The organism is Natronospirillum sp. (assembly GCF_022565775.1).
Taxonomy (GTDB): domain Bacteria; phylum Pseudomonadota; class Gammaproteobacteria; order Pseudomonadales; family Natronospirillaceae; genus Natronospirillum.
Genome location: NZ_JAIUMC010000008.1, coordinates 43,613 through 68,413, shown reverse-complemented (window position 1 = coordinate 68,413; position 24,801 = coordinate 43,613). Strand labels below are relative to the sequence as shown.

Here is a 24,801-nt window from a genome sequence, read left to right as displayed (position 1 = left end):
GAGCGCACCCCGTGCGCGATGGGCCACGAAGTGGCCCCATAGGGAGACTGGTGAGCACCAGGTCCGAGCTCCAACTTGGAGGCAACCATGGCTGAGCGCGGCCAAGGCACGCGCCTACAGGGATTACTGGCTGCTCAGAACTTGAGGCCGGGTCCGCCCTGACCGCCACCGAGGCCACCGCCTTCCTGGCCGGGCACGACGATCGAAGACGCCTGTTCGCGGCGCATCTCTTCAATCTGCTTGATGGTGTCTTCCATGCCCTTCCTGGCTGCCTCGCCAAACTTGTCCACCGCTTCCTTGAGATCTTTAGCGTCGATATCGAAATTGACCGGCAGCGCTCCGGCCTGGGTCATGATCTGCGTCTGCCCGTGAAAGCGGACAGCACGACTGTCATCTCGTTCACCCGTGACCGTCACCGGCGTCAACTGGCGGAGTGTACCCGCCCGAAGGTCGGTAATGACCTCATCACGGTACAGATTGTTGGCGTCCAGGCTAAGATCGAGATCAGAAATCTGCTGTGTCATGGACAACTCCAAAATACATGCTTAACTTGTGGGTGGTATCGGAACGATCGGTACCTGTTCAGACGACAGGTTACAGGAGTGAACCTCACCCCGTAAACCAGGAATTACAGGGCTGGAAGCCGCGAATTCCGCTGTATCCGGCTCCAATTCTTGACGATGCACCCCCTGTCACTGCTTAATGTCACGGTTGCTGAAAAACGTGACATGACAGCATTCTGGACATAACAACAACAACCCGGGGTGTACTTGCCCGGCAGTGCATCTGCAAGCCGAAGATAGCAAGACATCAAAATAGAGGAAACGTAGCATGACGATAACACCGAGAGCCTTGACCACAGGCCTGGCGACAGCAGTGTTCGCACTGTCTGCAGCCGCGTCAGCGGAAACCCTGCGTTGGGCGAACGTAGGTGACTCCCTGACCCTTGATCCGCACGCACAAAACCATGGACAAACACACACCATTGCCCACCAGATTTACAATACCCTGATCTACTCGAATGCCGCAGGCGCCCAGACTGCCGGCCTGGCTACCGACTGGTACATTCTGGATGACGAGCCCGATGTCTGGGAATTCACTCTGCGTGAAGGCGTCACCTTCCATGAAGGCCAGGCCTTCACGGCGGATGACGTTGTCTTCTCCTTCGAGCGTGCCCTGCATGCAAATTCCGACATGCGCCCGCTGATCAACACCATCACCGAGATCTGGGCGGAAGATGACTATACCGTACGCATGCGTACCGATGGTCCGAACCCGCTGCTGGCCAACAACCTGACCAACCTGTTCATCATGAGCCGCGAGTGGGCCGAAGCGAATGACGCCACCGTCGTTCAGGACTTCTCAGCCGGCGAAGAGAACTACGCAGTGCGCAACGCCAACGGCACAGGCCCCTTCCGCCTGGTCAGCCGTGAAGCCGATGTGCGGACCGAAATGGAGCGTTTCGATGGCTTCTGGGGTATGGACCAGTACCCGATGGAAGTAAGCCGTATCGTGTTCACGCCCATCCAGTCCGGTTCCACTCGTGCAGCAGCGCTGTTGTCCGGTGAAATCGACTTCCTGCAGGATCCGCCTGTACAGGACGTGAACCGCCTCGAAAACTCTGGCGACATCGTGGTCCGCAACGCACCGCAGAACCGGTCCATCTTCTTCGGCATGGACCAGGGTCGCGACGAACTGCGCACCTCTGACGTTGAAGGCGAAAACCCGTTTGCTGACCGTCGCGTCCGTGAAGCCATGAACCTGGCGGTTGACCGCAACGCCATTCAGCGCATCGTCATGCGTGGTCAGTCTGCTCCGGCCGGCATGATTGCACCGTCGTTCGTTAACGGCTACGAGGAAGAGCTGGACCGGGTCACCGGTACCAACACTGCCCGTGCCCGCGAGCTGATGGCGGAAGCTGGCTATGCTGATGGTTTCAGCGTCACCATGACCTGCACCAATGACCGTTATATCGAAGACGAAGGCATCTGCCAGGCCGTCACCGGTATGCTGGGTCAGATTGGTGTGAATGTGCGCCTGAATGCCCGTCCCAACAGCATCCATTTTGCCGAGCTGCAGAATGGCGAACTGGACTTCTACCTGCTGGGTTGGGGTGTACCGACTCTGGACAGCCACTATGTCTTCGATTTCCTGCTGGAAACCAAGACTGATGACAGTGGTGCCTGGAACTTCACCGGCTGGTCCAATGAAGAGTTCGACGCATTGTCTCGCCAGTTGCCGACCGAGACTGATCTGGAACGTCGCAACGCTCTGATCGCCGAAGCCTGGCGCATCGTGCAGGATGAAATTGTCTACCTGCCGATTCACCACCAGGTGCTGAACTGGGCCATGCGCAGCAACATCGAAATGGATGTGCATCCTGAAGATCAGCCCATGATCAAGTACCTGTCGTTCAACTGATAAACAGTACCCGCCTGAACAAGGCGGGTCGTCAGTCAACCGGGCGGAGCCGACTTTCTCGGCAGCGCCCGGTTCTTTCAACAAGACCCATTTTTCAGAGGTAGCTCTCCAATGCTCGCGATGCTGATCCGACGACTGCTACAGTCATTCGTCGTCATGCTCGTGGTCGCCTTTATTGCATTCAGTCTTTTTCAGTTTGTCGGCGATCCCATCAACAACATGGTCGGTCAGGAAGCCTCTGCCCAGGACAGGGCGGAACTGCGCGAGCGACTTGGCCTGAACGACCCAATCCCTATTCAGTTTACCCGCTTTGTGGGTAACGCCATTCAGGGCAATTTCGGCATGTCCTATCGCATGGCGCGCCCGGTGTCGGATGTCATTGCCGAACGCCTGCCGGCCACCCTGGAACTGGCCATGATTTCTGCCTTTTTTGCCCTCAGTATCGGCATCGGGCTGGGTGTCTACACGGCACTCAAACGCAGTGGTGTACTCAGCAACTTCATCATGACCGTATCGCTGATCGGCGTGTCTTTGCCCACCTTCCTGATTGGTATTCTGCTGATCTATCTTTTCGCGGTAGAACTGCGCTGGCTGCCCTCCTTCGGGCGCGGCCAGGTGGTCCGCGTCAACGACTGGTGGACCACAGGACTGCTGACGCCTTCCGGGCGCGCGTCCCTGATTCTGCCAGCCATTACCCTGGGCCTGTTTCAGTTGACCCTGATCATGCGCCTGGTCCGGGCCGAAATGCTGGAAGTCCTGCGTACCGACTACATCAAATTCGCCCGGGCACGCGGCCTGGCGCAACGCTCCATTCATTTCCGCCACGCCCTGAAAAACACCCTGTTGCCCGTGATCACCATCACCGGTTTGCAACTGGGCACCATCATTGCGTTTGCCATCATTACCGAAACGGTCTTTCAATGGCCCGGCGTCGGCTTGCTGTTCATCAACGCCATACGGTTTGTGGATATTCCGATGATGTCCGCCTACCTGGTGTTGATCGCGCTGGTATTCGTCGTGATCAACCTGATCGTTGATGTTCTGTACTTTGTGGTGGACCCGCGACTGCGCGCCACCAAACACTGACACCCCGATGTCACCAGCCATTGCATGCACAGATTGACCAAGGATTCTTTCATGACAACAGAGCAAACAACCGGGGATCAACCACTCAGACCGTCGCTGTGGCGGCGCATTGTGGACAGCGACCTCTTCTACAGTTTTATCCGTTCACCGGTAGTGGTCGTTTCCGCGGTGCTGACACTGATCATTGTGTTGGCCGCCGCGTTTGCGCCCTGGATCGCCCCGCACACACCCTTCAATCCGGCGTCGTTGAACCTGATGAACGGCTTTACACCGCCTTTCAGCGTCAATGAATTTACCGGTGATGTATTTATTTTCGGCACCGACAGCCAGGGCCGGGATGTCTTTTCCGCCATTCTGTATGGCGCGCGCGTTTCGCTGCTGGTCGGTTTTTCCGCCGTGGCTTTCGCGATGATTCTGGGCGTTGGTCTGGGCCTGCTGGCCGGCTACAAGGGAGGCTGGGTCGACAGCCTGATCATGCGCGTTGCCGACGTACAGTTGAGCTTCCCGGCCATTCTGGTGGCGCTGATGATTTTCGGTGTCATGCGCGGGGTCATCCCGCCGCAGCAGCAGGATCAACTGGCCATCTATGTGCTGATTCTGGCGATCGGGCTCAGCGACTGGGTGCAGTACGCACGTACCGTGCGCAGCTCCACCATGTCAGAGAAAAACAAGGAATATGTGCAGGCCGCCCGGCTGTTCAGCATTCCCGCACCGGCCATACTGTTCAAGCACATACTGCCCAACGTCACCGGCCCGATTCTGGTCATTGCCACCATCGGTCTGGCACTGGCCATTATCCTCGAGAGCACCCTGTCCTTCCTGGGTGTAGGCGTGCCAGCGACCCAGCCGAGTCTGGGCACGTTGATCCGCATCGGACAGGACTATCTGTTCTCCGGTGAATGGTGGATTACTATTTTCCCGGGGATGACACTGTTGATCCTGGCTCTGTCGGTCAACCTGGTGGGTGACTGGCTGCGCGATGCCCTGAACCCGAAACTGCGCTGACCCTGGAACAAGGTAGAAACTGGTTATGAGTGACGTATTACTATCAATCCGGGATCTGGTCGTCGAATTCCCCAAGCGGGACAAGGTGCTGACCGCCCTGGACCATATCAATTTCGATGTGCGCCGCGGTGAAATACTGGGCATGGTCGGTGAGTCCGGCGCCGGCAAGTCATTGACCGGCGCCGCCATTATCGGCCTGCTGGAACCGCCGGGGCATATCGCCCAGGGCGAGATACTGCTCGACGGGCAGCGCATCGACAACCTGCCCTATCACAAGATGCGGCGCATCCGTGGCAAGAAGATCGCGATGATCTTTCAGGACCCGCTGACGTCGCTGAACCCCATTCTGACCATCGCCGAGCAGTTGATCGAAACCATCCGCACGCACCTGCCGCTGTCCGAAAAAGAGGCGCGCGAGCGGGCTGTCCAGTTGCTGGAAGAAGTGGGCATCCCTGCCGCACGCCGCCGGGTAGACGACTACCCGCACCACTTTTCGGGTGGCATGCGCCAACGGGTGGTGATTGCGCTGGCCCTGGCCGGCGAGCCCGACCTGATCATAGCCGACGAGCCGACCACCGCACTGGACGTTTCCGTGCAGGCGCAGATTATCGACGTGCTGAAGAAACTGTGCCGGGATCGCGGCGCCTCGGTTATTCTGGTCACCCATGACATGGGTGTCATTGCCGAGGCCGCTGACCGGGTCGCCGTCATGTATGCCGGTCGTCTGGCGGAAATCGGTACGGTGCGGCAGGTGGTTCTGGACCCCCACCACCCCTATACGGTGGGCCTGATGGGCTCCATTCCATCCCTTACCCATGACATTGATCGACTGACCCAGATTCCCGGCTCCATGCCCAGACTGGATAATATCCCCAAAGGCTGCGCGTTCAACCCGCGCTGCGAAAGAGCATTTGATCGCTGTTACCAGGAGCGCCCGGACCTTATCGCGGTCGAGGGCAGCGAAGACAGCCAGGTCGCTTGCTGGCTGTTTGATCAGGAGGCCTCAGCATGAGTGAATCACCGCTGCTGCAAGTCAGCAACCTGTCGCGTGAATTCGACGTCTCGAAGCCACTGCTGAACCGCCTTATAGAGCGACTGCCCCAGCAGCACCTGCGCGCCGTGGACAACGTCTCCTTCGCTATTCCGAAGGGTGAAACCTTTGCCCTGGTCGGTGAATCCGGCTCGGGCAAGTCCACCATCGCCAAACTGGTGGTGGATCTGATCCGGCCAACGAGCGGGCGCATTCTGTTTGATGGCAAGGCACTGCCCGAAGCGCGCGGCAAGGAGTTCATTACCCTGCGCCGCCGTGTGCAGATGATCTTCCAGGACCCGTTTGCCAGCCTGAATCCGCGCTGGCGGGTCGGCGACATCATCGCCGAGCCGATACATGCCTTTGGCCTGGCCGGGCAGATGGAAACCACGGTTACCAAGCGGGTGGAGGAACTGCTGGATATCGTCGGACTGGCCGGTCGTGACCGGCACAAGTTTCCGCATGAGTTTTCCGGCGGGCAGCGCCAGCGCATTGCCATTGCCCGGGCCCTGTCAGCCAAGCCGGACTTTCTGGTCTGCGATGAGCCGACGTCGGCACTGGATGTCTCGGTGCAGGCACAGATCCTCAATCTGATGCAGGATCTGCAGGACGAACTCGGCCTGACCTATCTGTTCATCAGCCATGACATGTCGGTGGTGCGCCATATGGCCGATCGAATCGGCGTGTTGTATCTGGGTGCCCTGGTCGAGAATGCGCCGGCGCATGAACTGTTCCGCAACCCGTCGCACCCCTACACCCGGATGCTGCTGGATGCGATTCCCGATCACGAGATGACCGGGCGCGTGCGCAAACCGGTCAAGGGCGAAATCCCCAACCCGATCAATCCGCCCACTGGCTGTACCTTCCATCCGCGCTGCGAGTTTGCCAATGATCGTTGCAAGGCGGAGGTGCCGACGCTGATCGCGACGACAGGCGAGCACTTTGCATCCTGTTTTGCTGTGGAAGAAGACCGACTGCCCAAGGCCGCAGCCATCGCCTGAGCGCCAGACAACCGGCAGGCGACTCCAACGCTGCCGTAGTCTCGAATCGCCCAGAGGGCTGGGCTCCTACGGCAAAGCCACCGCTCGTGCCCGTAGGAGCGCACCCCGTGCGCGATTGCTCTATCTGCGCCCAGCGCGAATTCGCAAATAGAAGTTGGCTTCTGGGCACAATACCTACCAAAACAAAAAAGGGCGCCCTGAGGCGCCCTTTTGGTTCTTGCTTTCAAGCGTTACCACCCATCAGATGGACTCGTTGAACACCTCTTCCATCTTCTTGGACGGCTTCGGGGTCAGGTTGCTGACCACGATGATCGCGATGGTCGACAAGATGAACCCGGGTACGATCTCGTAAAGGCCCAACGGGCTGCCGATGAACTCCCAGAGCACAACGGTGGAACCACCGACGATGATGCCGGCCAGGCAACCCTGACGGTTCATGCGCTCCCAGAACAAGGACAGGATGACGGCCGGGCCGAAGGCCGCACCGAAGCCGGCCCAGGCGTAGGCCACCAGATCCAGAACCACACTTTCATCGTCCAGCGAAATGAAGAAGGCAACCAGGGCAATCACAACCACCGCAATGCGACCGATCTTCACCAGTGACTCGGCGTCAGCATTCGGGTTGAAAATGGCGCGGTAGAAATCTTCGGTAAGCGCCGATGAGGACACCAGCAACTGCGAGTCCGCAGTGGACATGATGGCCGCCAGAATCGCCGCCAGCAGGAAGCCCGCGATGACCGGATGGAATACCGCTTCCACCAGCATGATGAACACGGTTTCCCCGTCAGCCAGCCCATCACCGAAGTAGCCGACACCCACCACACCGACAAACATGGCACCGAACAGCCCCAGGGCAGTCCAGGTCACGGCGATACGACGTGCTGATTTCACAGCCTCACGGCTCTTGATGCCCTTGAAACGAGCCAGGATGTGCGGCTGGCCGAAATAGCCCAGGCCCCAGGCCAGAGAGGATACGATGCCGATAAAGCCGAGTGCAGTTCCGGTGCCATCCGTCCAGATATCCGTCATGGCCGGATTCTGGTCGCTGATGGCGGCCATTGGCGAGACATCCATGGCATTCATTGCCAATACTGGCACGATCAGCAGTGCGGCGACCATCAGCAGCCCCTGTACCAGATCCGTCCAGGAGACCGCAAGAAAACCACCAAACAGCGTATAAGAGACAATAGCGATGGTACCGATGGCCACGGCCAGCGTGTAATCCAGGCCGAATACCGTTTCAAACAGCTTGCCACCGGCAACCAGACCGGAGCTGGTGTAGAACAGGAAGAACAGCAGGATGAAGATCGCCGAAATGATCCGCAGAGACGGGTGATCCTCAAAACGGTTGGCGAAGTACTGCGGCAGAGTCAGTGCATTGCCAGCGTTGTAGGACATGGTGCGCAGGCGCGGCGCGACTATCAGCCAGTTCAGGTAGGTACCGATCAGGAGGCCTACACCTATCCATCCGGCCCCAAGGCCCGACGCAAAAGCCGCCCCAGGGAGACCCAGCAGCAGCCAGCCTGACATGTCGGACGCCCCTGCAGACAGAGCGGACGGCCAGGCACCCAGAGAGCGCCCACCCAGTATGTAGTCTTCCAGACTGTTGGTGCGACGATAGGCCCATACACCAATAGCCATCATACCTGCAAGGTAGATGATAAAGGTTATGGTAATGGTGACACTGTTTCCAACCATGGTTGTTCCTCTACTTGTTGTAGTTGTTTTGGGCAGCACCGGGTGTGAATATCCCGAACAACTGCCAGCTCACTTTCTTCCTGCGACAACCGATCAGGCATCGCCGGACAACGACAGCAGCGTGGCGTTACCGCCCACTGCTGTGGTGTTGATGGTGCGCGTCCGCTCAGTGGCAAATCGCAGCACATAATTCGGGCCCCCGGCCTTGGGACCGGTACCGGACAGGCCTCGGCCACCGAACGGCTGCACGCCGACCACTGCACCGATCTGGTTCCGGTTGACATAGCAGTTGCCCACCCGAACCCGTTTCTCGATATAGGCAGCGGTTGCTTCATTCCGAGTATGAATGCCCAGCGTCAGGCCGTAGCCGGTATCATTGATGCCGGCAATAACCTGATCCAGTTCGCGTGACTTGTAGGTCATGACGTGCAGTACCGGCCCGAACTGTTCACGGCCCAGCTCCGAAAGAGCACCGATCTTGAGCACGGTCGGGGCAATAAAAGTGCCCTTCTGGCAGGCTTCCGGCAGTGCCACCTGATGCACCAGTTTGCCGGCGTTCTTCTGATCCTCGATGTAGTCGGCAAGGCCCTGGCGGGCCTTCTCGTCAATGACCGGACCGACGTCGGTGCTGAACTGGGTAGGGTCGCCCACCGTCAATTCATCCATGGCACCGGTCAGCAGCTCCATGACGCGCGGCGCGATGTCTTCCTGCACACAGAGGATGCGCAGGGCCGAACAGCGCTGCCCGGCCGAGGCGAAGGCGGAGTGCAGAACGTCCGTGATCACCTGCTCGGGAAGGGCCGTCGAGTCCACAATCATGGCATTCTGGCCCCCTGTTTCCGCAATCAGCGTGGGGATAGCGCCGGTACGCTCGGCCAACTGCCGGTTGATGCGGTGGGCGGTTTCGGTCGACCCGGTAAAGGCCACTCCGGTAATGCGTTCATCCGGAATCAGTGCGCCACCGATGACCGCCCCTTCACCGGGCAGCAGCTGCAGCACGGTGGCCGGCGCTCCGGCCTGGTGGTAGAGCTCAACGGCTCGCGCGGCAATCAGCGAAGTGGTTTCTGCCGGTTTGGCAATGACCGCATTGCCTGCCACCAGCGCAGCACTGATCTGGCCCAGGAAGATGGCAAGCGGGAAATTCCAGGGGCTGATACACAGGAAGACACCGCGCCCTTCATAATAGAGTTCGTTGCTTTCGCCTGTCGGCCCGGGCAAGCGCATGGGTTCACTGAAGTGATGCCGGGCTTCACGAGCGTAGAAGCGGCAGAAATCAACGGCTTCGCGCACTTCATCTATGCCGTCCTGCAGCGTCTTGCCGGCCTCACGCCCACACAGGGCGATCATTTCGGCCTCATTTTCTTCCAGCAGGTCGGCCATACGCTCGAGCACTGCCGCACGTTGGCCGGCCGGCTGCTGATACCAGTCGGAGAAGGCCTTGCTGGCATGTTCCAGTGCTTCCAGCGCATGCTCGGCACTGGCATAGTGGGCTTCGCCGACCACATCGCTGCGCAGCTGCGGGCTGGTCACCGGCAGGATGGTCTGCGTCTCCACTGCCTTGCCGCCAATCAGTGGTTTGGCGGTCCAGCGCTGCTCGCGGAACTGTTCGATGGCCGTCATCAGGGCACTCCTTTCACCGTCTATCATCAGGTTGTGACCCTTGGCGTTGCGACGCTCCGGGCCGTAGATCTCGGGGGGCAGTGGAATCAGGGTGTTCTTGTGGTCTTCCCGGGTACGCACCTTCATGACCGGTGATTCGATCAGATCGGACACCGGGGTGCGGGCATCCACCAGGCGATGCACGAACGACGAATTGGCGCCATTCTCCAGCAGCCGGCGCACCAGATAGGGCAGCAGATCCTTGTGCACGCCGACCGGCGCATAGATGCGCACCGAGCGCTCAGTATCTTCAATCAGGGTGTCGTAGAGAGCGTCGCCCATGCCGTGCAACCGCTGAAACTCGAAATTACGCCCCTTGCCCAGGGTCTCGATGGCCGCCACCGTGTGCGCATTGTGCGTGGCAAACTGTGGAAACAGGCCCTGCTGTGCCTCATCACCCAGCAGGTATCGCGCGCAGGCCAGGTAGGCGACATCGGTGTTCTCCTTGCGCGTATAGACCGGGTAGCCTTGGGTGCCCAGTTGCTGACAGAATTTGATTTCGCTATCCCAGTAGGCCCCTTTGACCAAACGAACAGGAATCGATTCGCCGTGCCGACGGGCCAGCGAGGCCAGGTAACCCAGCACCGGCAGCGCGCGCTTCGAGTAAGCCTGCACCACCATGCCGAAGTTGTTGAACCCGCGAACTTCCGGGTTTTCGAATACAGTGCGGAACAACTTCAGTGACAGCTCGAGGCGATCCGCTTCTTCCGCATCAATGGTAACTCCGATCTGATTGGGCACCGCCAGCCTGAGCAGGCTCAGTACCCGGTCTGCCAGCTCGGTCAGCACTCGCTCTTCGTGCGACGCTTCATACCGCGGATGAAGTGCTGACAGCTTGATGGAAATGGTGGGCAGCGGCACGTCGTCCGGCCACTTTTTGCGAAAATCGATGATCGACTGGATGGCGTTGCGATAGGCTTCCAGATAGCGCTCTGCATCCTTCTCGGTCATGGCGGCTTCGCCCAGCATGTCGAAGGAGTAGGTATACCCTTTCGCTCGGTAGGACTTGCCGTTCTTGAGCGCTTCCTTGATGGACTGGCCGAGCACGAACTGACGACCCATGATGCGCATGGCTTGATGCATGGCCTGACGGATGACCGGCTCACCAGCCCTGTTGATCAGTTTTTCCAAGACGGAGCCGGCATTTTTCTCGCGTGTTTCCAGTTGGGTTACCTTGCCGGTCAGCAGAAGGCCCCAGGTGGAGGCATTGACAAACAGTGAGTCGGATTTACCCAGGTGGGCTTTCCAATCGGCGGGCGACAACTTGTCCCGAATCAGGTCATCCGCCGTCTCCGCATCCGGGACCCGCATCAGCGCTTCCGCCAGACACATCAGGATCACGCCTTCCTCGTTGTCCAGGCTGTATTCCTGCAGCAGCTTGTCGACCGCATGGGCCACTTCGGTTTCATTGCGGACCCGCGTGACAATCCTCTCGGCCCGGTCAACGATGGTCTGATCTTCCGCAGCCGTGCCCTCGGCAATGGGTAGCAGATGATTCATCCACTCGGTTTCATCGACCGCATACAGCTGGGTGATGTGACGCATCCAGTCTGCATCTCTCCAGTCACGGTAGTCTCCGGCAAGCAGCGCGGCGGGATCAAAGGACAGGCGCATGACGGTATGCCTCCAGTATTGTTGACTTGTTATGGGTCGACAGTACTTCGAGGCATTGTCCGGATTCTTGTCATTAAGGCGGGAGGCTTTGTCAAAAACTGCGGAAATGACGAATTTCCGCTCGCATCATGGCGCGCTCGTCAATGCAGACGGGACTGCCGTCGCACTTCGGCGGGTGTTCTGCCCAAGTGGGCTTTCATGGCTTTGGTGAGGGCACTCTGATTGGCAAAGCCGACCTGCAGCGCGATGTCCGCGATCGGCTGACAACTGTGCTGCAGGAGCCAACTGGCTGTCTGTAATCGCCGTTTCAGCACATGCTGATAGGGCGTCAGGCCGGTTTTCTGCCGAAACAGATACTGAAACTGGCTGACGCTGAGATAACACAGGCTGGCCAGGTCGGAAACCTTAATCGGCTCCGAGAGGTGTTGGTGCAGCCAGTTGTCGATCCGGTTCAGAGGGATCTTGTCCCGCCTGTCCGCCAGGGGGCTCTGATCGAACAGGCGGTGATACAGCGCGTGCAACAGCGTGCCGGTAAAGTGCGCACCCAGCCAGCGATCACTCGGCTGTCGGCTCATTTCAGCACCCACCACACTGAGCAGTCGCACAAAATCGAGGTCGAGATTGACATAGCGTGGCTGGCTGAACAAAGGGGCAACCAGTTGCGGATGAATCAGGGCAGCGGCCTGCGGGCTTTGATCGATATTCACGATCAGCATCTGATTGTCCCCGACACCTTGAAAGGCATGGTTGTATTCCGAAGGTACCAGACATCCCACCCAAGGGGTCACTTCATGACCGCCCGGCCCTTCAAGCTCAAACTCAGCTCGCCCGCGCAGCCCGAACACCATCTGGTGGTGTGCATGGTGATGCGTCTGGCCACTGGAAGGCAGTTGTTGAATCTGGGTATCTGTTGACATGATCCGCTCGGCATCGCGATGCTGGTATCATGTGCAGGATAGACCGAACTGCAGATTCTGACAATCCAATGAACATGAATCAGCCCGAACCCAATCATCCGGCAACGTCGAAAGCCCCCACCCGAGAGTGGGTGGTCTACATGCTGCGCTGTGCCGATGCCAGTCTCTATACCGGCATCACCACCGACATCACTCGGCGACTGCGCCAGCACAATGGCGAGTTGGGTGGCGGTGCCCGATATACCCGGCCTCGGCGCCCCGTTGAACTGGCCTGGCATTGCCACTGTGCATCCCGCTCTCTCGCAGCAAAGGAAGAGGCGCGCCTGCGGCGCCTCACCCGACAACAGAAACTGGACCTGATCAGCGGCTGAAGCGGTCGATCAGAGACGCCTGCTCGGCAGCCATGCGGCGGATATTGTCAACCAGCGCTGCACCCTGATCCATGTCACCCTGATTGGCTTCTGCCCGCTCGGCAATGCGATTGGTCGATTCGGCCATTTCACTGGAGGCCAGTTCCTGTTGGCTCACGGCTTCCGATATATTCTCCGTACCTCGTTCAATATCGCCAATACCACGCAGAATATCTTCCATTTTCTCGCTTAGTTCATTGATCGCGGCGACCCCGGCCTCGGCCTCTTCATGACTGGTTTCAATCGCCGTAACGGCATCGGCCGTGGCTCCGACCAGATGATTGAGCAGGTCGGCAATGGAAACAGTACTCTCTTGGGTACGCTGCGCCAGGTTGCGCACCTCATCGGCGACCACGGCAAAACCTCGACCCTGCTCACCGGCCCGGGCAGCCTCGATGGCAGCATTCAGGGCCAGCAGATTGGTCTGTTCGGCGATGGCGCCGATGCTGTCCACAGCCGCCTTGATGTCTCCCGAATCGGTGGCCAGTTTGCTCACCACTTCATTGGCACGCCGGACCTCAGAATTGAGCGCATTGATCTTGCTCACGGCATTCTGCAGGACGCCGTTGCCGTCCCGAACCTGCTGCGTGACGCGCGCTGTTTCACCGGCGGTGCTGCGGCTGTTTTCGGCCACATCGCGAATGGTGGCCGACATTTCGTGCACTGCCGAAGCCATGGTATCGGTATCCGTGCGCTGTTCTTTTACTCGGTCCACCACATGGGTCAGCCGCTCGCTGGTGTCTTCAGTGGAGGCGCTCAGATCGCGTGCCAAACCGCCCATGCGCCCGAGTACGGTTGACGTATGATGTTGCTGGGCGAACAGGGCGAGTCGCACGGCGCCCAATATGCCAATGTCGCCGGTGTAGACATACTGCGCCACTGGATCATTGATGACCTCGTGCAGAAAATCCAGGCGCTTCCTGAGCAGGGTGGGAATCACATAGGTCACGGCCAGACCAGTCAGGCCCGCTGTAACCAACTGACTCCAGAGGTTCATGGCACCAAAGCCGGTGATATTGACCAGTCCCAACACCACCAGCGCCATCAAGGCGCCGACACCGGTGAAGACTTTCCAGGCACGCAGATGTTCGCGCCAGGTGAAGGCCTTTTTTCCGGCATTGAGACGGGCGTAAAGAATCTCCGCCCGGGCTTTCATTTCCTTTGGCGCATGCACCCGAACCGACTCGTAACCGACAATGGTGTCCCCTTCCCAGACCGGCATTACATAGGCGTCCACCCAGTAGTGATCCCCGTTCTTGCACCGATTTTTTACCAGCCCCATCCAGGGTCGACCGTTTTGAATACGGTCCCACATCATGCGGAACGCCTCCTGCGGCATATCCGGATGCCGCAGCAGGTTGTGACTCTCGCCAATCAGCTCCGCTTCACTATAACCACTGATGCGCACGAAGACCTCATTGCAGTGCGTAATGCGGCTTTTGGGATCCGTGGCAGAGATCAGTTCCTCACCAGGCTTTATCTCTACTTCTTTTTGCGTGACAGGGCCCGTCTTGCGCATGAGCGTAACTTCTCCAGGGTTCAGGGTTCAGGGTAAAAGTACTAGCGGCAGTCTGGATTATAACTTAAGGGGTAGTGGGTACCATCGAAGGAGAGCAGAACCTTATAAACACTGACATAGAGCAAGTCGCAATTCAGAATGTCGGGCGACTCCGGCGCACCAGATCTGCGGCCGGCAGGTGGGCATTGCCGGCCTGCTTCCAGGCCTGCGCCAGAAAAAGCTCACCACAGGCTACAGCATCTTCAAGGGCATGATGAGCCGCTCGGGGGGGCAGACCATGCCGCTGTCGACAGGCGGAGAGGGTATAGGCATCCAAGCGCTCTGCGCCCATCTGTTCATGCTGATAGCGCTGCGCGCGTCGACGCCGCTCCAGGAGCAGAGTGTCGACCACAGCCAGAGGTGACAACTCCACGCCAGTCTGCTTCGACGCAGCGCGCAACAGGCGCCAGTCCAGACCCGCATGGTGTGCGACCAGCACCGCGCCGGACATTGCCTGGGCCAGCTGCCGCATGACACTGTCCAGAGTCTCGCCGTCCGCGATGTCTGCTGAGGTCAAATGATGATGAACCACGCTCTGGTTGAGCGCTACTGGCGTTTGAATCACATGGTAACGAGCTTCCGACATGCCCATCACGCCATTGTGAATGGGCACCCAGGCCATCGACAGAATGCCGTCGGCACCGCAGTCCAGGCCATTGGTTTCAAGATCCAGAGCCAGAAAGCGCACTGTTCGCCAGTCCTGGCGCAGCATCAGCCGTTGCTGCTGCCAGTTCAGCCAATGAGTCTTGAAGCGGGTGGGCAGAGTGTGAGCTGTCATAGTCATACTGTCGACTCTACACAGCCCTGTCCAACCCACCATTAGACCTTGGTCTTAGACACCTGTCACAACCCATGGCGGTAGTGCAGTGCCGCTCCCTCCTGCGCATCTTTCAAAACCCGGAAGGCCGCCTTGAGCTGGCGTCTTTCGAGAGAGCTCAGGTATTCAGGCAGTATGGCATTGGGGGCATCGGCCACACTGTGTTCACCGAGTTGCCAGTGCAGGCGCAAATTGGTGAGAAAACGCCAGGTGTCCGCCAGGTTGTGCAAGTCTTCGTGTGCGTGCTGGCCGGTTTTCTCCAGCGCCTGCAGGCGCTCCAGCGTCCCGGGCTCGGTCAGTCCGGCTTGCAGGGCATGCAGCCGCACCAGATCATTGGCCACGGCAATGCCCAGTGTTTTCAGGTCGATACTGGCCTTGCCCTGCCGTGATTCGGTAAGCAATCGGTCAAACAGACCCAAGGGCACCGGAATACGTGCCACGGTACCCGCCACCTCAGCCAGAAACCGGCTCTGCTGACCCAGTTCTGCAACGTGGCGTCGGTGGCGCCGATACAGGTTTTGATTACCGGCAACACAGCGGCTGTCAAAGAAGATCATGCTGTTCAGCACACCTTTCGGCGTTGGCTCGGTTACCCAGCTTTGAAAACGCCCGGCCCATTGCTCACGAGACAGTCGCCATTCCGGGTTCTTCGCCATGACATTGCCCGGACAGAGCGGGATTCCGCAGGCGGCGAGACCGTCACAGACATAGTCCGCCAGCCCGGCAAACCAGCGCTCAGCTTGCGGACTAGGGTCGTCGGCCAGCAGCAGACCATTGTCCTGATCGGAATACAGCGTCTGGTCGGCACGACCCTGGGAGCCGAACGCCAGCCAGGCATAGGCCGCCGGCGGCGCCCCGTGCGCTTCGCCATAGAGGCTGATCAGACGCCTGGTCAGGGTATCGGTCAGAGCCGTTACCAGTCGGCCCGCCGTCGCCGCATCACGCGCATTGCGGGCGAAGCTGCGCACCTGATCCGGCAATTCCCGGGCAACGATGCGCAAACTGTCCAGATCCCGGGCCTTGTGCAGGCTTTTGCTGAAGATCTGTGGAGCGTTCTTCTGCTGTCGCAACAGGTCCGTGGTCGTGACGATGCCTACGGGTTGGTCCCGTTCGTCCAATACCGGCAGGTGATGGATATTGTGCTGGCTCATCAGTGCCAGCGCCTCGAACAGGGGTTCACTCATTCTGATCGTCACCGGCCCCGGGGTCATGATGTCCGCCACCGGCGACGATGGATCGAGACCGGCAGCCAACACCCTGTTGCGCAGGTCTCTGTCGGTAATGAGACCGCACAGGGAGCCGTCATCCAGTATCGGCAGACAGGACACACTGGCCTCTGCCATCCGGGTGGCTGCCGTTCGAATGTCGACGTCCCGCTCTGCGGCCACCAGCGGCCGGGAACCCAGGCTGGATATCGGCTGCTGACTCCAGTCAGCCTCGTTGGCCTCAAGGACAGGGGACGACGGCACACCAATCTGCCAGTCGGCAAACTGTGCCTCCAGTTGCGGCTGACGTTGCAGGAGTCCCTGCAGCGTTTCTGCCGACAAGCGGTAGAGAATGCCGTCCTGGCGCACTGCCAGCGGCCGATAGCCCGGGGCAGTCGGATCCAGAGGCAGGCCAACCTCCGGCCCGAGGAAGTCGCCTCGTTCCAGTCGGTGCACCGGCTCTTGGTCCGGACCCAGCACATCAATCACCCCGGAATACAGAACGTAAAACGCCTCCGGCATCTGAGCCAGCAGCTCGGATGCATTGGAGGCGTTGATGTAGAGGCTGTCCAGACGGCGCAGCGCTTGGTCACGCTCCGCCGCGGGCAGCCGGTCAAACGGCGGCAGACTGCCGAGGAAGTCTGCCGGCCCGTCAGGTTTGTTGGACAATGAAGTGTTCCTCTTTGTTGGCATCGCGCCACAAACCGCCAAGCGGGATGAGGCGCAATGCCCTTGTGCCGTGATGCCTATGCCGCACGGGGTACCCGCACCTCTTCCACCATCGCCTTGATATGCTCCGGTGTTTCAGCCGTCACGCGGCTCACCAGGATAGCGACCAGGAAGTTGATCCCCGCACCCACGGCCCCGAATGAACCGGTATTGATGCCGAACAACCAGTAGTCGGCCGTATCCGGCAGCATATTGGTACCCGGGATGAAGAACCAGCCCTTGTAGGTGAAGATGTACAGTGCCGTACTGATCAGGCCCGCGAGCATGCCCGCAATGGCGCCCTGCTTGTTCACCGACTTCATGAAGATACCCATCATCAGCACCGGGAACAGACTGGCAGCAGCGAACCCGAAGGCGAGCGCCACCACTTCGGCCGCAAAGCCGGGCGGATTGAGCCCCAGATAACCGGCCAGCAGTATCGCTCCGGCCATGCTCAGACGAGCCGCCCGCATCTCGTTCTTCTCGCTGATATTGGGCATCCACACCCCTTTCAGCAGGTCGTGCGAGATCGATGACGATATGGCCAGCAACAGACCTGCCGCGGTCGACAGGGCGGCGGCGATACCGCCGGCCGCCACCAGCGCAATCACCCAGTTGGGCAGGCCGGCAATACCGGGATTGGCCAGTACCATGATGTCGCGATCCAGCGTGGTAACCTCATTGCCTTCCCAGCCCCATTCTTCGCGGGCCATGGCGGCAAATTCTTCGTTCTCGTCATTGTAGTACTGAACGCGGCCGTCGTTGTTCTTGTCCTCGAAGGCCAGCAGTCCGGTTTGCTGCCAGCGCTCGGTCCACTCGGGCAGGTTGTCGAGATGGATGTTGCCCTCGGCGGAGCCGACTTCACCCGGCTGTACCGTCTTGACGAAATTCCACATGGCCATGGCACCCACTGCCGGTGCAGTGGTGTACAGCAGCGCGATGAACACCAGCGACCAGCCAGCAGATTTGCGCGCATCGCGGATCTTGGGCACGGTGAAGAAGCGCACAATCACGTGCGGCAGGCCGGCGGTGCCGATCATCAGCGACAGGGTCAGCAGGAACATGTTGATCTGACTCATGCCGCTGAGGCTGGTATAGGCTGCAAAGCCCAGGTCGACCAGGGTGTTGTCCAGCGCTTCCAACAGATAGGTGTCTGTCCCCGCCGCCGTCGACCCCAGGGCCAGTTGCGGGATCGGGTTGCCGGTCAGTTGCAGGGCAATAAAGACCGCCGGTACCGTGTAGGCAAAGATCATCACGCAATACTGCGCAATCTGCGTGTAGGTAATCCCCTTCATGCCGCCAAAAACCGCATACAGGAAAACCACCACCATGCCGGAAATCAGACCAATGGAAATCGGCACATTGAGCAGGTTGGAGAAGGCAATGCCGACCCCGCGCATCTGGCCGATCACATAGGTAATGGAGATCACCAACAGCGAAATGACCGCAATCACGCGCGCTGTTTTGGAGTAGAAACGATCCCCGATAAATTCAGGTACCGTGAACTTGCCGAACTTGCGCAGATAAGGCGCCAGCAGCAGTGCCATCAGCACATAGCCGCCGGTCCAGCCCATCAGGTAGGCGCCGCCGCTGTAGCCCAGAAAGGCAATCAGGCCGGCCATGGAAATGAAGCTGGCCGCGGACATCCAGTCAGCCGCGGTGGCCATACCGTTGGCGACCGGATGAATTCCCTTGCCGGCCACATAAAATTCGCTGGTACTGCCGGTGCGTGCCCAGAAGGCGATCCCGATGTACAGGGCGAACGTCAGCCCCACCACCAGGAAACTCATGACTTGCAAACTCATGCTGTCGTCCTCTTGTGCTTATTCTTCGTCGACGTTGAATTCTTTATCCAGCTTGTTCATGCGCCAGGCATAGAAGAAGATCAGGACAAGGAAGGTGTAGATGGAGCCCTGCTGCGCAAACCAGAAGCCCAGCGGATAGCCGCCCAGACTCAAAGCGTTCAGCGGCTCGGCCCAGACTATGCCCAGCCCCAGCGATACCAGAGCCCAGACGATGAGACAGCCAAAGATGACCCGGAGGTTGGTTCGCCAGTAGTTGCGACGATCCTCCTGGTGCTGCGAGTTTTTTTCTTCAGACATGCGTATTCCCTCCAGGGCAATGCTGTTGTTCTTGTTTGGTGCATTGCCGAATCTACGCTCTGCCAGAAAATAGGAAATTCGACGTTGGTCTAAGGTGGTGACGAGAATGTGGTCGCCGGCGCCTGCGGCAGGGTATGCTTGGCGGACTGAGAGCTGCAGGCAATACTGACCCATGACACTGTTGCTGATTCTGGCTGCACTGGCCTACATAGCGCTGCTTTTTGCCGTGGCAAGCTGGGGCGACCGAGCCGGCTCGCTGGGCCAGCGCTGGAGTCATCATTCATGGGTGTATGGCCTGTCGATCGCCATCTATTGCACCTCCTGGACCTACTACGGCGCCGTCGGCAACGCGGCTACCAGCGGCTGGACCTTTCTGCCCATTCTGCTCGGCCCCATGCTGCTGTTCCTGTTTGGTCAGCGCCTGCTGATCAAGCTGGTCACGGTGAGCAAGGAACAGAACATCAACTCCATCGCAGACTTCATTGCCTCGCGCTACGGCAAGCGACAGGGGCTGGCGCTGACCGTGACCATCCTGGCTGCCGCCGCCATCATTCCCTATGTGGCCCTGCAACTGAAGGCGGTTGCCGTCAGCTTCAGCGCCGCCTCGGGCAACCCGATGCTGGGCAGTGAATACTCACTGGTGGAATTGCTGGTGGCCTTTCTGATGGCGATATTCGCCATGCTGTTCGGCACCCGGCGGGTGGATGTCACCCAGTATCGCAGCGGCATGATGCTGGCGGTGGCCTTCGAATCCACGGTCAAGCTGTTTGCCCTGTTGCTGGCGGCCGCTTTCGCCTGGGTACTGCTCGGCCAGGGCAGTGCTCAATCAACCGTCGCCACACTGCGCGAACTGGATCTCAACCCGGGCTGGGGCGGCGCTACCTGGGTCACCTCGACATTCATGATCCAGATGTTCATGGCGGCAGGTGCCATTCTCTGCCTGCCCCGCCAGTTTCATGTCATGGTGGTGGAAAACGGTGCCATCGAGCATCTGAAAACCGCGCGCTGGCTGTTTCCGCTGTATCTGGTGCTGACCAGTCTGGCCATCATGGTACTGGCTGTTGCCAGTGAAGCCCTGCTGCCCGGCTTTGCCGACCGCAGCATGACGGCGCTGCAACTGCCGCTTGAGCAGGGTCAGTTCTGGCTGATGCTGGTGGTCTACATAGGCGGCATTTCGGCGGCCACGGCCATGGTGATCGTGGCCACAGTCACACTGAGCACCATGATCAGCAATGACGTGGTCATGCCCATGCTGCTGCAGGGGCGCACCAACCCCTTGCCCCGCGCCCACCGCTTCCAGCGGCGCCTGCTGCTGATCCGCCGGGCCGCGATTCTGGTCATTCTGCTGCTCGGCTGGCTGTGCTATCACCTGTGGACCGCGCAAATGGATCTGGTCAGCATCGGGTTGCTGGCGTTCTCGCTGGTGCTGCAACTGCTGCCCCCCATGCTGGGCGGCCTCTACTGGATGCGCGGCCATGCCCGGGGCGTGTACTGGGGTCTCGGGCTGGGCACCCTGACCTGGGTGCTGGTGGTGCTCTGGCCCCTGATCATGGATACAGGGGCGTCAGCCGATCAATTGATTTCCCAGGGCACCATGATCAGCCTGCTGGTCAATGTGGTGGCCTATGTGGTGGGTTCCTGGCAGGCCACCCATGCGCTGACCGATCGCATTCAGGCCACTGCCTTCGTACAACCCAGTGCCCAGTTGCCGCAACAGGCCGACACCGCTGACCATCGGTTGCGCAACGAAGACCTGCAGTTGCTGCTGGTCACCTTTCTCGGCCGCGAGCGGGCCCATCAACTGATCGAGTCTTTCGAGCACAGCGAAAGAATCACCCTGCGCCGACCGGAGCGCGCCGAACCGGCCTTTATCGACTATGTGGAAAAGTCCATCGCTGGCGTGCTGGGGGCGGCTACGGCCCGCTCGCTGATCCGCGCAGCCCTGGCCGATGAGCAGCTCAATCTGGAACAGGTGGTGCACTTCTTTGACGACACCACCCAGGCCTTGCAGACCCAGCAGTCCATTCTGTTCAGTTCGCTGGAAAATCTGGATCAGGGCATCAGCGTGGTTGACGCCGATCTGCGCCTGGCCGCCTGGAACCGGCGTTATCTGGAGATGTTTCCCTATCCGGATGGTCTGGTGCAGCCGGGCCGTCACGTCAGTGAACTGATCCGCTACAACGCCGAACGGGGTGAGTGCGGTGTCGGCGAGGTGGAAGACCTGATCAATAAGCGGCTGCGCTTCATGGAAGCCGGCTCACCCCACCGGTTCATCCGTCGACGCTCCGACGGCCGGGTGATCGAAATGGTGGGTAACCCGCTGCCCAGTGGCGGCTTTGTAACCAGCTTCACCGACATTACCGAGCACATTGAAACCCAGCAGGCACTGAAAGACGCCAACATCGATCTGCAGCAGCGCATTCGCACGCGCACCGACGAGGTGAAGGAGATCAACCGCGAACTGAGTGAAGAGATCGAGCGCCGCCGCCAGACGGAGATCGAGCTGCAACAGGCCAAGGCTGAAGCCGAATCGGCCAATGCCAGCAAGACACGGTTTCTGGCGCTGGCCAGCCACGACATCCTGCAGCCCCTCAATGCGGCTCGGCTCTATCTGTCGGCACTGGATACGGAGCAGCTCGATGACCGCAATCGCCAGTTGACCGAAAAGCTGGACAGCGCACTGGATTCGACCGAAAACCTGATGTCGACACTGCTCTCCATTGCCAAGATGGAACAGGGCGCCATGGTGCCGCAATACCGGTCGGTGCGCCTGAACGAGATTCTCGAACCGCTGGTCAGCGAATACAGTCTGTTGTCGGAACGCCGGGGCCTCCGATTCAGGGCACACCTGCTGGACGATGTGGTGGTGCATACCGATGCCACCTACCTGCGGCGCATCGTGCAGAACTTTGTGTCCAATGCGGTAAAATACACTGAAGAAGGCGGTGTTTTGCTGGGCGTTCGCCGACGTTCGCATGACAACGCCATACTGATCAGTGTCTGGGATACTGGTCCGGGCATTTCACCGCAGCAGCAGTCGCGGGTCTTCGATGCCTTTATCCGCCTGCACCAGAGTGGCGTCAGTGGTGTCGGTTTGGGCCTCGCTGTAGCGCAGCGCATGGGGGAACAACTGGACACACCGATTACCCTGAACTCACGGGAAGGCCGCGGCAGCTGTTTCACGGTCCGGGTACCACTCGGCAACCCGGCCGACACCGAAACACGCGCGGCTGCCGGTAGCAGCCACGATGCTCTGGATCATCTGACCATCGTCTGCGTCGATGATGAAGCCGAAAATCTGTCCGCCCTGTCTGCCCTGCTTGACCGCTGGGATTGTCAGGTCCACTGTTTCCTCACCGCTGAAGACGCACTGGTTTGGGCCGAGACTCACGAGGCGCCCAGCCTGCTGTTGCTCGACTATCAGCTCGGCAGCGACATGGACGGCCTGCAACTTGGCCAGGCCCTGCGTGAACGCTGGCAGCACAATATCCCTACTGCTCTGGTCACCGCCATGCATGACCCGGAACTCAAGAAGAGCGCCCGGGCCCAGGGCGTGCAGGTGCTCAACAAACCGGTGAAGCCCGGGAACCTGCGCGCCCTGCTGCGGCATGTGGCGGTGCAGGTGTCACGCGACACCCTTCGTCAGTGAGTCATCAGGGCAATGTGAACCCTTGCACCAGCCTGTCCAGTTGCCATTCGGACAGTCGACTGGGTATGACCGACGCCAGTCGATTGCGCAGCCAGCAGGCTGCTGGCGAGGACCACTGACCGGCTGCACCGATACGGCGCGACTGCAGCATGACACCGGTCACGCGCTTGTGGCGTTGCTGAAAGAAGGCCTTGAAGGCAGCCTCCGGAGACGTGTGCCGGTCCAACTGACGCGCCAGCACCAGCGCGCTTTCAATGCCCATGCAGGCGCCCTGACCGAGATTGGGTGTAGTCGGGTGCGCCGCATCGCCAAGCAATACGGTGCGGCCCCGGTGCCAGCTCGCCAATGGCGGCAGGTCGTGGATGTCGTTTTGCAGAATATCCTCGGCCGGCGTGGCTTCCAGCAGGGTGGGAATGGGGGCATGCCAGTCACCGAACAGGGTCTGCAACCGACTGAGTCGCGCTTCTCCGCCGACGGTTTCTCCGGCGGGCTGGTTGGCGGTGGCAAACCAGTAGATGCGCTCGTGATCCACTGCCGACCAGCCGAACCGACAGCCCCTGCCCCAGCTCTCGCCGGACTCACCGAGCCGGGCACTGTGCGGAGCCCGCACGATGCCTCGCCAGGCCGTGTACCCTCGATAGACCAGATCGCTAGCCGGCCAGAGCTGCCGGCGGATGCGGGAATTCGCCCCGTCGGCCGCGATCAGGATGTCTGCCTCCAGTTCCTCGCCACTGTGCAGACGCAGCCGGGCGGGCGTCCCCTCGCCGCCGGCGGCCACCACTGACTCGGCAGTCTGTCCGGTACTCACCGTGTCCGGCGCCAATGCCTGCAGCAGCAGACCATGCAGCGCTGCACGATGGATCATCACGCAGGGCATGCCGGTTCTGGCCGCCAGACCAGCTGTGTCCATGCTGCTGAGTACCCGACCATCGGCCTGCCGTATTTCACCGCGGCGCAGACGAGCGCCCGCTGCAGTGACCGCATCACTGAGCCCCAGCGCCCCCAATGCGTGCAGCGCATTGGGCCAGAGCGACAGGCCGGCTCCGACCGGAGCCAGTGTGTCCGCCTGTTCCAGCACCCTTACAGAGATGTTCTGACGCTGCAGCGCAATCGCGCAGACCAGTCCGCTGATACCAGCGCCAACAATGACAGCCTTAGGTGTCTCCTTCATTTTTCAGTGTTCCCTGAGCAATATAAATTCGATTGCTGGCCTCGCCACCGGTAAAGGGATTGGCGAAGCGGACCTCATGGTCCTGTATCTCGTCGAAGACGGCGCGCAGACCGTCCACAAAGCGCTCGTCTGCCACCGCATCGGACCAGAGCCCGAATACGCCCTCCGGCTTGAGCTGACGGGTCATGGCACGCAGGCCAGCCGGCCCGTAGAACCGGGCATTGGCCGGGTCCAGCAGAGCTTCGGGCGTGTGGTCGATATCGAGCAGAATGGCGTCGTACCGGTGATCGGGTCGTTGCTCGTCGAACGAGCACTCGGGCTCAGTGGCCAGGGCGAAGAAGTCACCACAGACCAGCGCGCAGCGCGCATCGCCGGTTATTTCAGGGCCCAGCGGTACCAGTCCCTGCCGGTGCCAGTCGATGACCGGCTGCAGGTACTCCACCACACGCAGGCTGGCCACACGTTCGCAGCGCAAAACGGCTCGGGCGGTATAACCCAGCCCCAGACCGCCAACCACCACATCCAACTGATCACCGGAGAGTGCCTTGAGCCCCAGGTTGGCCAGTGCCACTTCGGCATCGACAAACAGACTGGACATCAGGAACTCGTCGCCCAGTTTGACTTCAAAGATATCGCGCTCTCCGGTAGCCGGGAAACGGCGCCGCCGCAAGCTGATATCACCGATCACAGAGGGCTGGCGATCGAGTTGCTGAAACACGGGTTTGGTCATGGATACTTGAACTCGCTGCA

General features: G+C 60.0%; 18 protein-coding genes. 7 read left to right on the top strand and 11 right to left on the bottom strand.

Going from position 1 to position 24,801, the window contains the following annotated elements; genetic code table 11:
• Positions 1–134 precede the first annotated feature (134 nt).
• The gene (locus tag LAT62_RS03595) at positions 135–524 is read right to left on the bottom strand and encodes a hypothetical protein (RefSeq protein WP_293379086.1); all 390 of its coding nucleotides are present in this window, start codon (positions 522–524) and stop codon (positions 135–137) included.
• Positions 525–831: 307 nt separating this feature from the next.
• On the opposite strand from LAT62_RS03595, the gene LAT62_RS03590 reads away from it, so the two are divergent.
• The 5 genes from LAT62_RS03590 (at position 832) to LAT62_RS03570 (ending at position 6,543) form a co-directional block, all read left to right on the top strand.
• Positions 832–2,421, top strand: a complete 1,590-nt coding sequence (locus LAT62_RS03590) for an ABC transporter substrate-binding protein (protein ID WP_293379083.1) — start codon at positions 832–834, stop codon at positions 2,419–2,421.
• Between the two features lie 111 nt (positions 2,422–2,532).
• Positions 2,533–3,507 (top strand): ABC transporter permease, encoded by a 975-nt coding sequence (locus LAT62_RS03585; RefSeq protein WP_293379080.1) that lies wholly within the window; start codon positions 2,533–2,535, stop codon positions 3,505–3,507.
• A gap of 51 nt (positions 3,508–3,558) precedes the next feature.
• Positions 3,559–4,512 carry an ABC transporter permease gene (locus tag LAT62_RS03580; protein WP_293379077.1) on the top strand — a complete coding sequence of 318 codons (954 nt, stop codon included), beginning with the start codon at positions 3,559–3,561 and terminating at the stop codon, positions 4,510–4,512.
• Between the two features lie 25 nt (positions 4,513–4,537).
• Positions 4,538–5,524 carry an ABC transporter ATP-binding protein gene (locus LAT62_RS03575; protein ID WP_293379074.1) on the top strand — a complete coding sequence of 329 codons (987 nt, stop codon included), beginning with the start codon at positions 4,538–4,540 and terminating at the stop codon, positions 5,522–5,524.
• Positions 5,521–6,543: an ABC transporter ATP-binding protein gene (locus LAT62_RS03570; protein WP_293379071.1), complete on the top strand. Its 1,023-nt coding sequence runs from the start codon at positions 5,521–5,523 to the stop codon at positions 6,541–6,543. Before LAT62_RS03575 ends, LAT62_RS03570 begins: the two co-directional genes overlap by 4 nt.
• Before the next feature lie 240 nt (positions 6,544–6,783).
• On the opposite strand, the gene putP is transcribed toward LAT62_RS03570, so the two are convergent.
• The 3 genes from putP to LAT62_RS03555 all read right to left on the bottom strand — a co-directional run bounded on the left by putP (position 6,784) and on the right by LAT62_RS03555 (position 12,431).
• Entirely contained in the window at positions 6,784–8,241 is a 1,458-nt protein-coding gene (gene putP, locus LAT62_RS03565; protein ID WP_293379068.1) for a sodium/proline symporter PutP, read from the bottom strand.
• A gap of 93 nt (positions 8,242–8,334) precedes the next feature.
• On the bottom strand, positions 8,335–11,514 hold the full coding sequence (putA, locus tag LAT62_RS03560) for a bifunctional proline dehydrogenase/L-glutamate gamma-semialdehyde dehydrogenase PutA (protein WP_293379065.1): 3,180 nt from the start codon (positions 11,512–11,514) through the stop codon (positions 8,335–8,337).
• A 140-nt stretch (positions 11,515–11,654) separates the two neighbouring features.
• Positions 11,655–12,431, bottom strand: a complete 777-nt coding sequence (locus tag LAT62_RS03555) for an AraC family transcriptional regulator (protein WP_293379062.1) — start codon at positions 12,429–12,431, stop codon at positions 11,655–11,657.
• A gap of 68 nt (positions 12,432–12,499) precedes the next feature.
• Between LAT62_RS03555 and LAT62_RS03550 the strand changes: the two genes are divergently transcribed.
• Complete coding sequence (locus LAT62_RS03550; protein WP_293379059.1) at positions 12,500–12,802, top strand: GIY-YIG nuclease family protein; 303 nt, start codon at positions 12,500–12,502, stop codon at positions 12,800–12,802.
• Here LAT62_RS03550 and LAT62_RS03545 read toward each other — a convergent pair.
• The 5 genes from LAT62_RS03545 to LAT62_RS03525 form a co-directional block, all read right to left on the bottom strand.
• The gene (locus tag LAT62_RS03545) at positions 12,792–14,360 is read right to left on the bottom strand and encodes a PAS domain-containing methyl-accepting chemotaxis protein (protein WP_293379056.1); all 1,569 of its coding nucleotides are present in this window, start codon (positions 14,358–14,360) and stop codon (positions 12,792–12,794) included. The genes LAT62_RS03550 and LAT62_RS03545 overlap by 11 nt on opposite strands.
• Before the next feature lie 133 nt (positions 14,361–14,493).
• The gene (locus LAT62_RS03540; RefSeq protein ID WP_293379053.1) at positions 14,494–15,183 is read right to left on the bottom strand and encodes a 3'-5' exonuclease; all 690 of its coding nucleotides are present in this window, start codon (positions 15,181–15,183) and stop codon (positions 14,494–14,496) included.
• A gap of 59 nt (positions 15,184–15,242) precedes the next feature.
• A complete protein-coding gene (locus tag LAT62_RS03535; protein WP_293379050.1) occupies positions 15,243–17,090 on the bottom strand; it encodes a DUF294 nucleotidyltransferase-like domain-containing protein in 1,848 nt (615 codons plus the stop codon).
• 77 nt (positions 17,091–17,167) lie between these two features.
• On the bottom strand, positions 17,168–18,934 hold the full coding sequence (locus tag LAT62_RS03530) for a sodium:solute symporter family protein (protein ID WP_293379047.1): 1,767 nt from the start codon (positions 18,932–18,934) through the stop codon (positions 17,168–17,170).
• Positions 18,935–18,952: 18 nt separating this feature from the next.
• Positions 18,953–19,231 (bottom strand): DUF4212 domain-containing protein, encoded by a 279-nt coding sequence (locus tag LAT62_RS03525; RefSeq protein WP_293379044.1) that lies wholly within the window; start codon positions 19,229–19,231, stop codon positions 18,953–18,955.
• Positions 19,232–19,403: 172 nt separating this feature from the next.
• Between LAT62_RS03525 and LAT62_RS03520 the strand changes: the two genes are divergently transcribed.
• Positions 19,404–22,880, top strand: a complete 3,477-nt coding sequence (locus tag LAT62_RS03520) for a PAS domain-containing hybrid sensor histidine kinase/response regulator (RefSeq protein ID WP_293379041.1) — start codon at positions 19,404–19,406, stop codon at positions 22,878–22,880.
• Positions 22,881–22,884: 4 nt separating this feature from the next.
• On the opposite strand, the gene LAT62_RS03515 is transcribed toward LAT62_RS03520, so the two are convergent.
• Both LAT62_RS03515 and LAT62_RS03510 read right to left on the bottom strand, forming a co-directional pair.
• On the bottom strand, positions 22,885–24,051 hold the full coding sequence (locus LAT62_RS03515) for an FAD-dependent monooxygenase (RefSeq protein ID WP_293379038.1): 1,167 nt from the start codon (positions 24,049–24,051) through the stop codon (positions 22,885–22,887).
• Entirely contained in the window at positions 24,035–24,781 is a 747-nt protein-coding gene (locus tag LAT62_RS03510) for a spermidine synthase (RefSeq protein WP_293379035.1), read from the bottom strand. The genes LAT62_RS03515 and LAT62_RS03510 overlap by 17 nt, the downstream gene beginning before the upstream one ends.
• Positions 24,782–24,801 lie beyond the last annotated feature (20 nt).

Excerpts from the sequence above, each read along its gene's own strand:
- LAT62_RS03595 (WP_293379086.1), bottom strand. The coding sequence starts at position 524 with ATGACACAGCAGATTTCTGATCTCGATCTTAGCCTGGACGCCAACAAT.
- putA (WP_293379065.1), bottom strand. The coding sequence starts at position 11,514 with ATGCGCCTGTCCTTTGATCCCGCCGCGCTGCTTGCCGGAGACTACCGT.
- LAT62_RS03585 (WP_293379080.1), top strand. The coding sequence starts at position 2,533 with ATGCTCGCGATGCTGATCCGACGACTGCTACAGTCATTCGTCGTCATG.
- LAT62_RS03510 (WP_293379035.1), bottom strand. The coding sequence starts at position 24,781 with ATGACCAAACCCGTGTTTCAGCAACTCGATCGCCAGCCCTCTGTGATC.
- LAT62_RS03555 (WP_293379062.1), bottom strand. The coding sequence starts at position 12,431 with ATGTCAACAGATACCCAGATTCAACAACTGCCTTCCAGTGGCCAGACG.
- LAT62_RS03570 (WP_293379071.1), top strand. The coding sequence starts at position 5,521 with ATGAGTGAATCACCGCTGCTGCAAGTCAGCAACCTGTCGCGTGAATTC.
- LAT62_RS03515 (WP_293379038.1), bottom strand. The coding sequence starts at position 24,051 with ATGAAGGAGACACCTAAGGCTGTCATTGTTGGCGCTGGTATCAGCGGA.
- LAT62_RS03525 (WP_293379044.1), bottom strand. The coding sequence starts at position 19,231 with ATGTCTGAAGAAAAAAACTCGCAGCACCAGGAGGATCGTCGCAACTAC.
- LAT62_RS03545 (WP_293379056.1), bottom strand. The coding sequence starts at position 14,360 with ATGCGCAAGACGGGCCCTGTCACGCAAAAAGAAGTAGAGATAAAGCCT.
- LAT62_RS03530 (WP_293379047.1), bottom strand. The coding sequence starts at position 18,934 with ATGAGTTTGCAAGTCATGAGTTTCCTGGTGGTGGGGCTGACGTTCGCC.
- putP (WP_293379068.1), bottom strand. The coding sequence starts at position 8,241 with ATGGTTGGAAACAGTGTCACCATTACCATAACCTTTATCATCTACCTT.
- LAT62_RS03520 (WP_293379041.1), top strand. The coding sequence starts at position 19,404 with ATGACACTGTTGCTGATTCTGGCTGCACTGGCCTACATAGCGCTGCTT.
- LAT62_RS03540 (WP_293379053.1), bottom strand. The coding sequence starts at position 15,183 with ATGACTATGACAGCTCACACTCTGCCCACCCGCTTCAAGACTCATTGG.
- LAT62_RS03580 (WP_293379077.1), top strand. The coding sequence starts at position 3,559 with ATGACAACAGAGCAAACAACCGGGGATCAACCACTCAGACCGTCGCTG.
- LAT62_RS03590 (WP_293379083.1), top strand. The coding sequence starts at position 832 with ATGACGATAACACCGAGAGCCTTGACCACAGGCCTGGCGACAGCAGTG.
- LAT62_RS03550 (WP_293379059.1), top strand. The coding sequence starts at position 12,500 with ATGAACATGAATCAGCCCGAACCCAATCATCCGGCAACGTCGAAAGCC.
- LAT62_RS03575 (WP_293379074.1), top strand. The coding sequence starts at position 4,538 with ATGAGTGACGTATTACTATCAATCCGGGATCTGGTCGTCGAATTCCCC.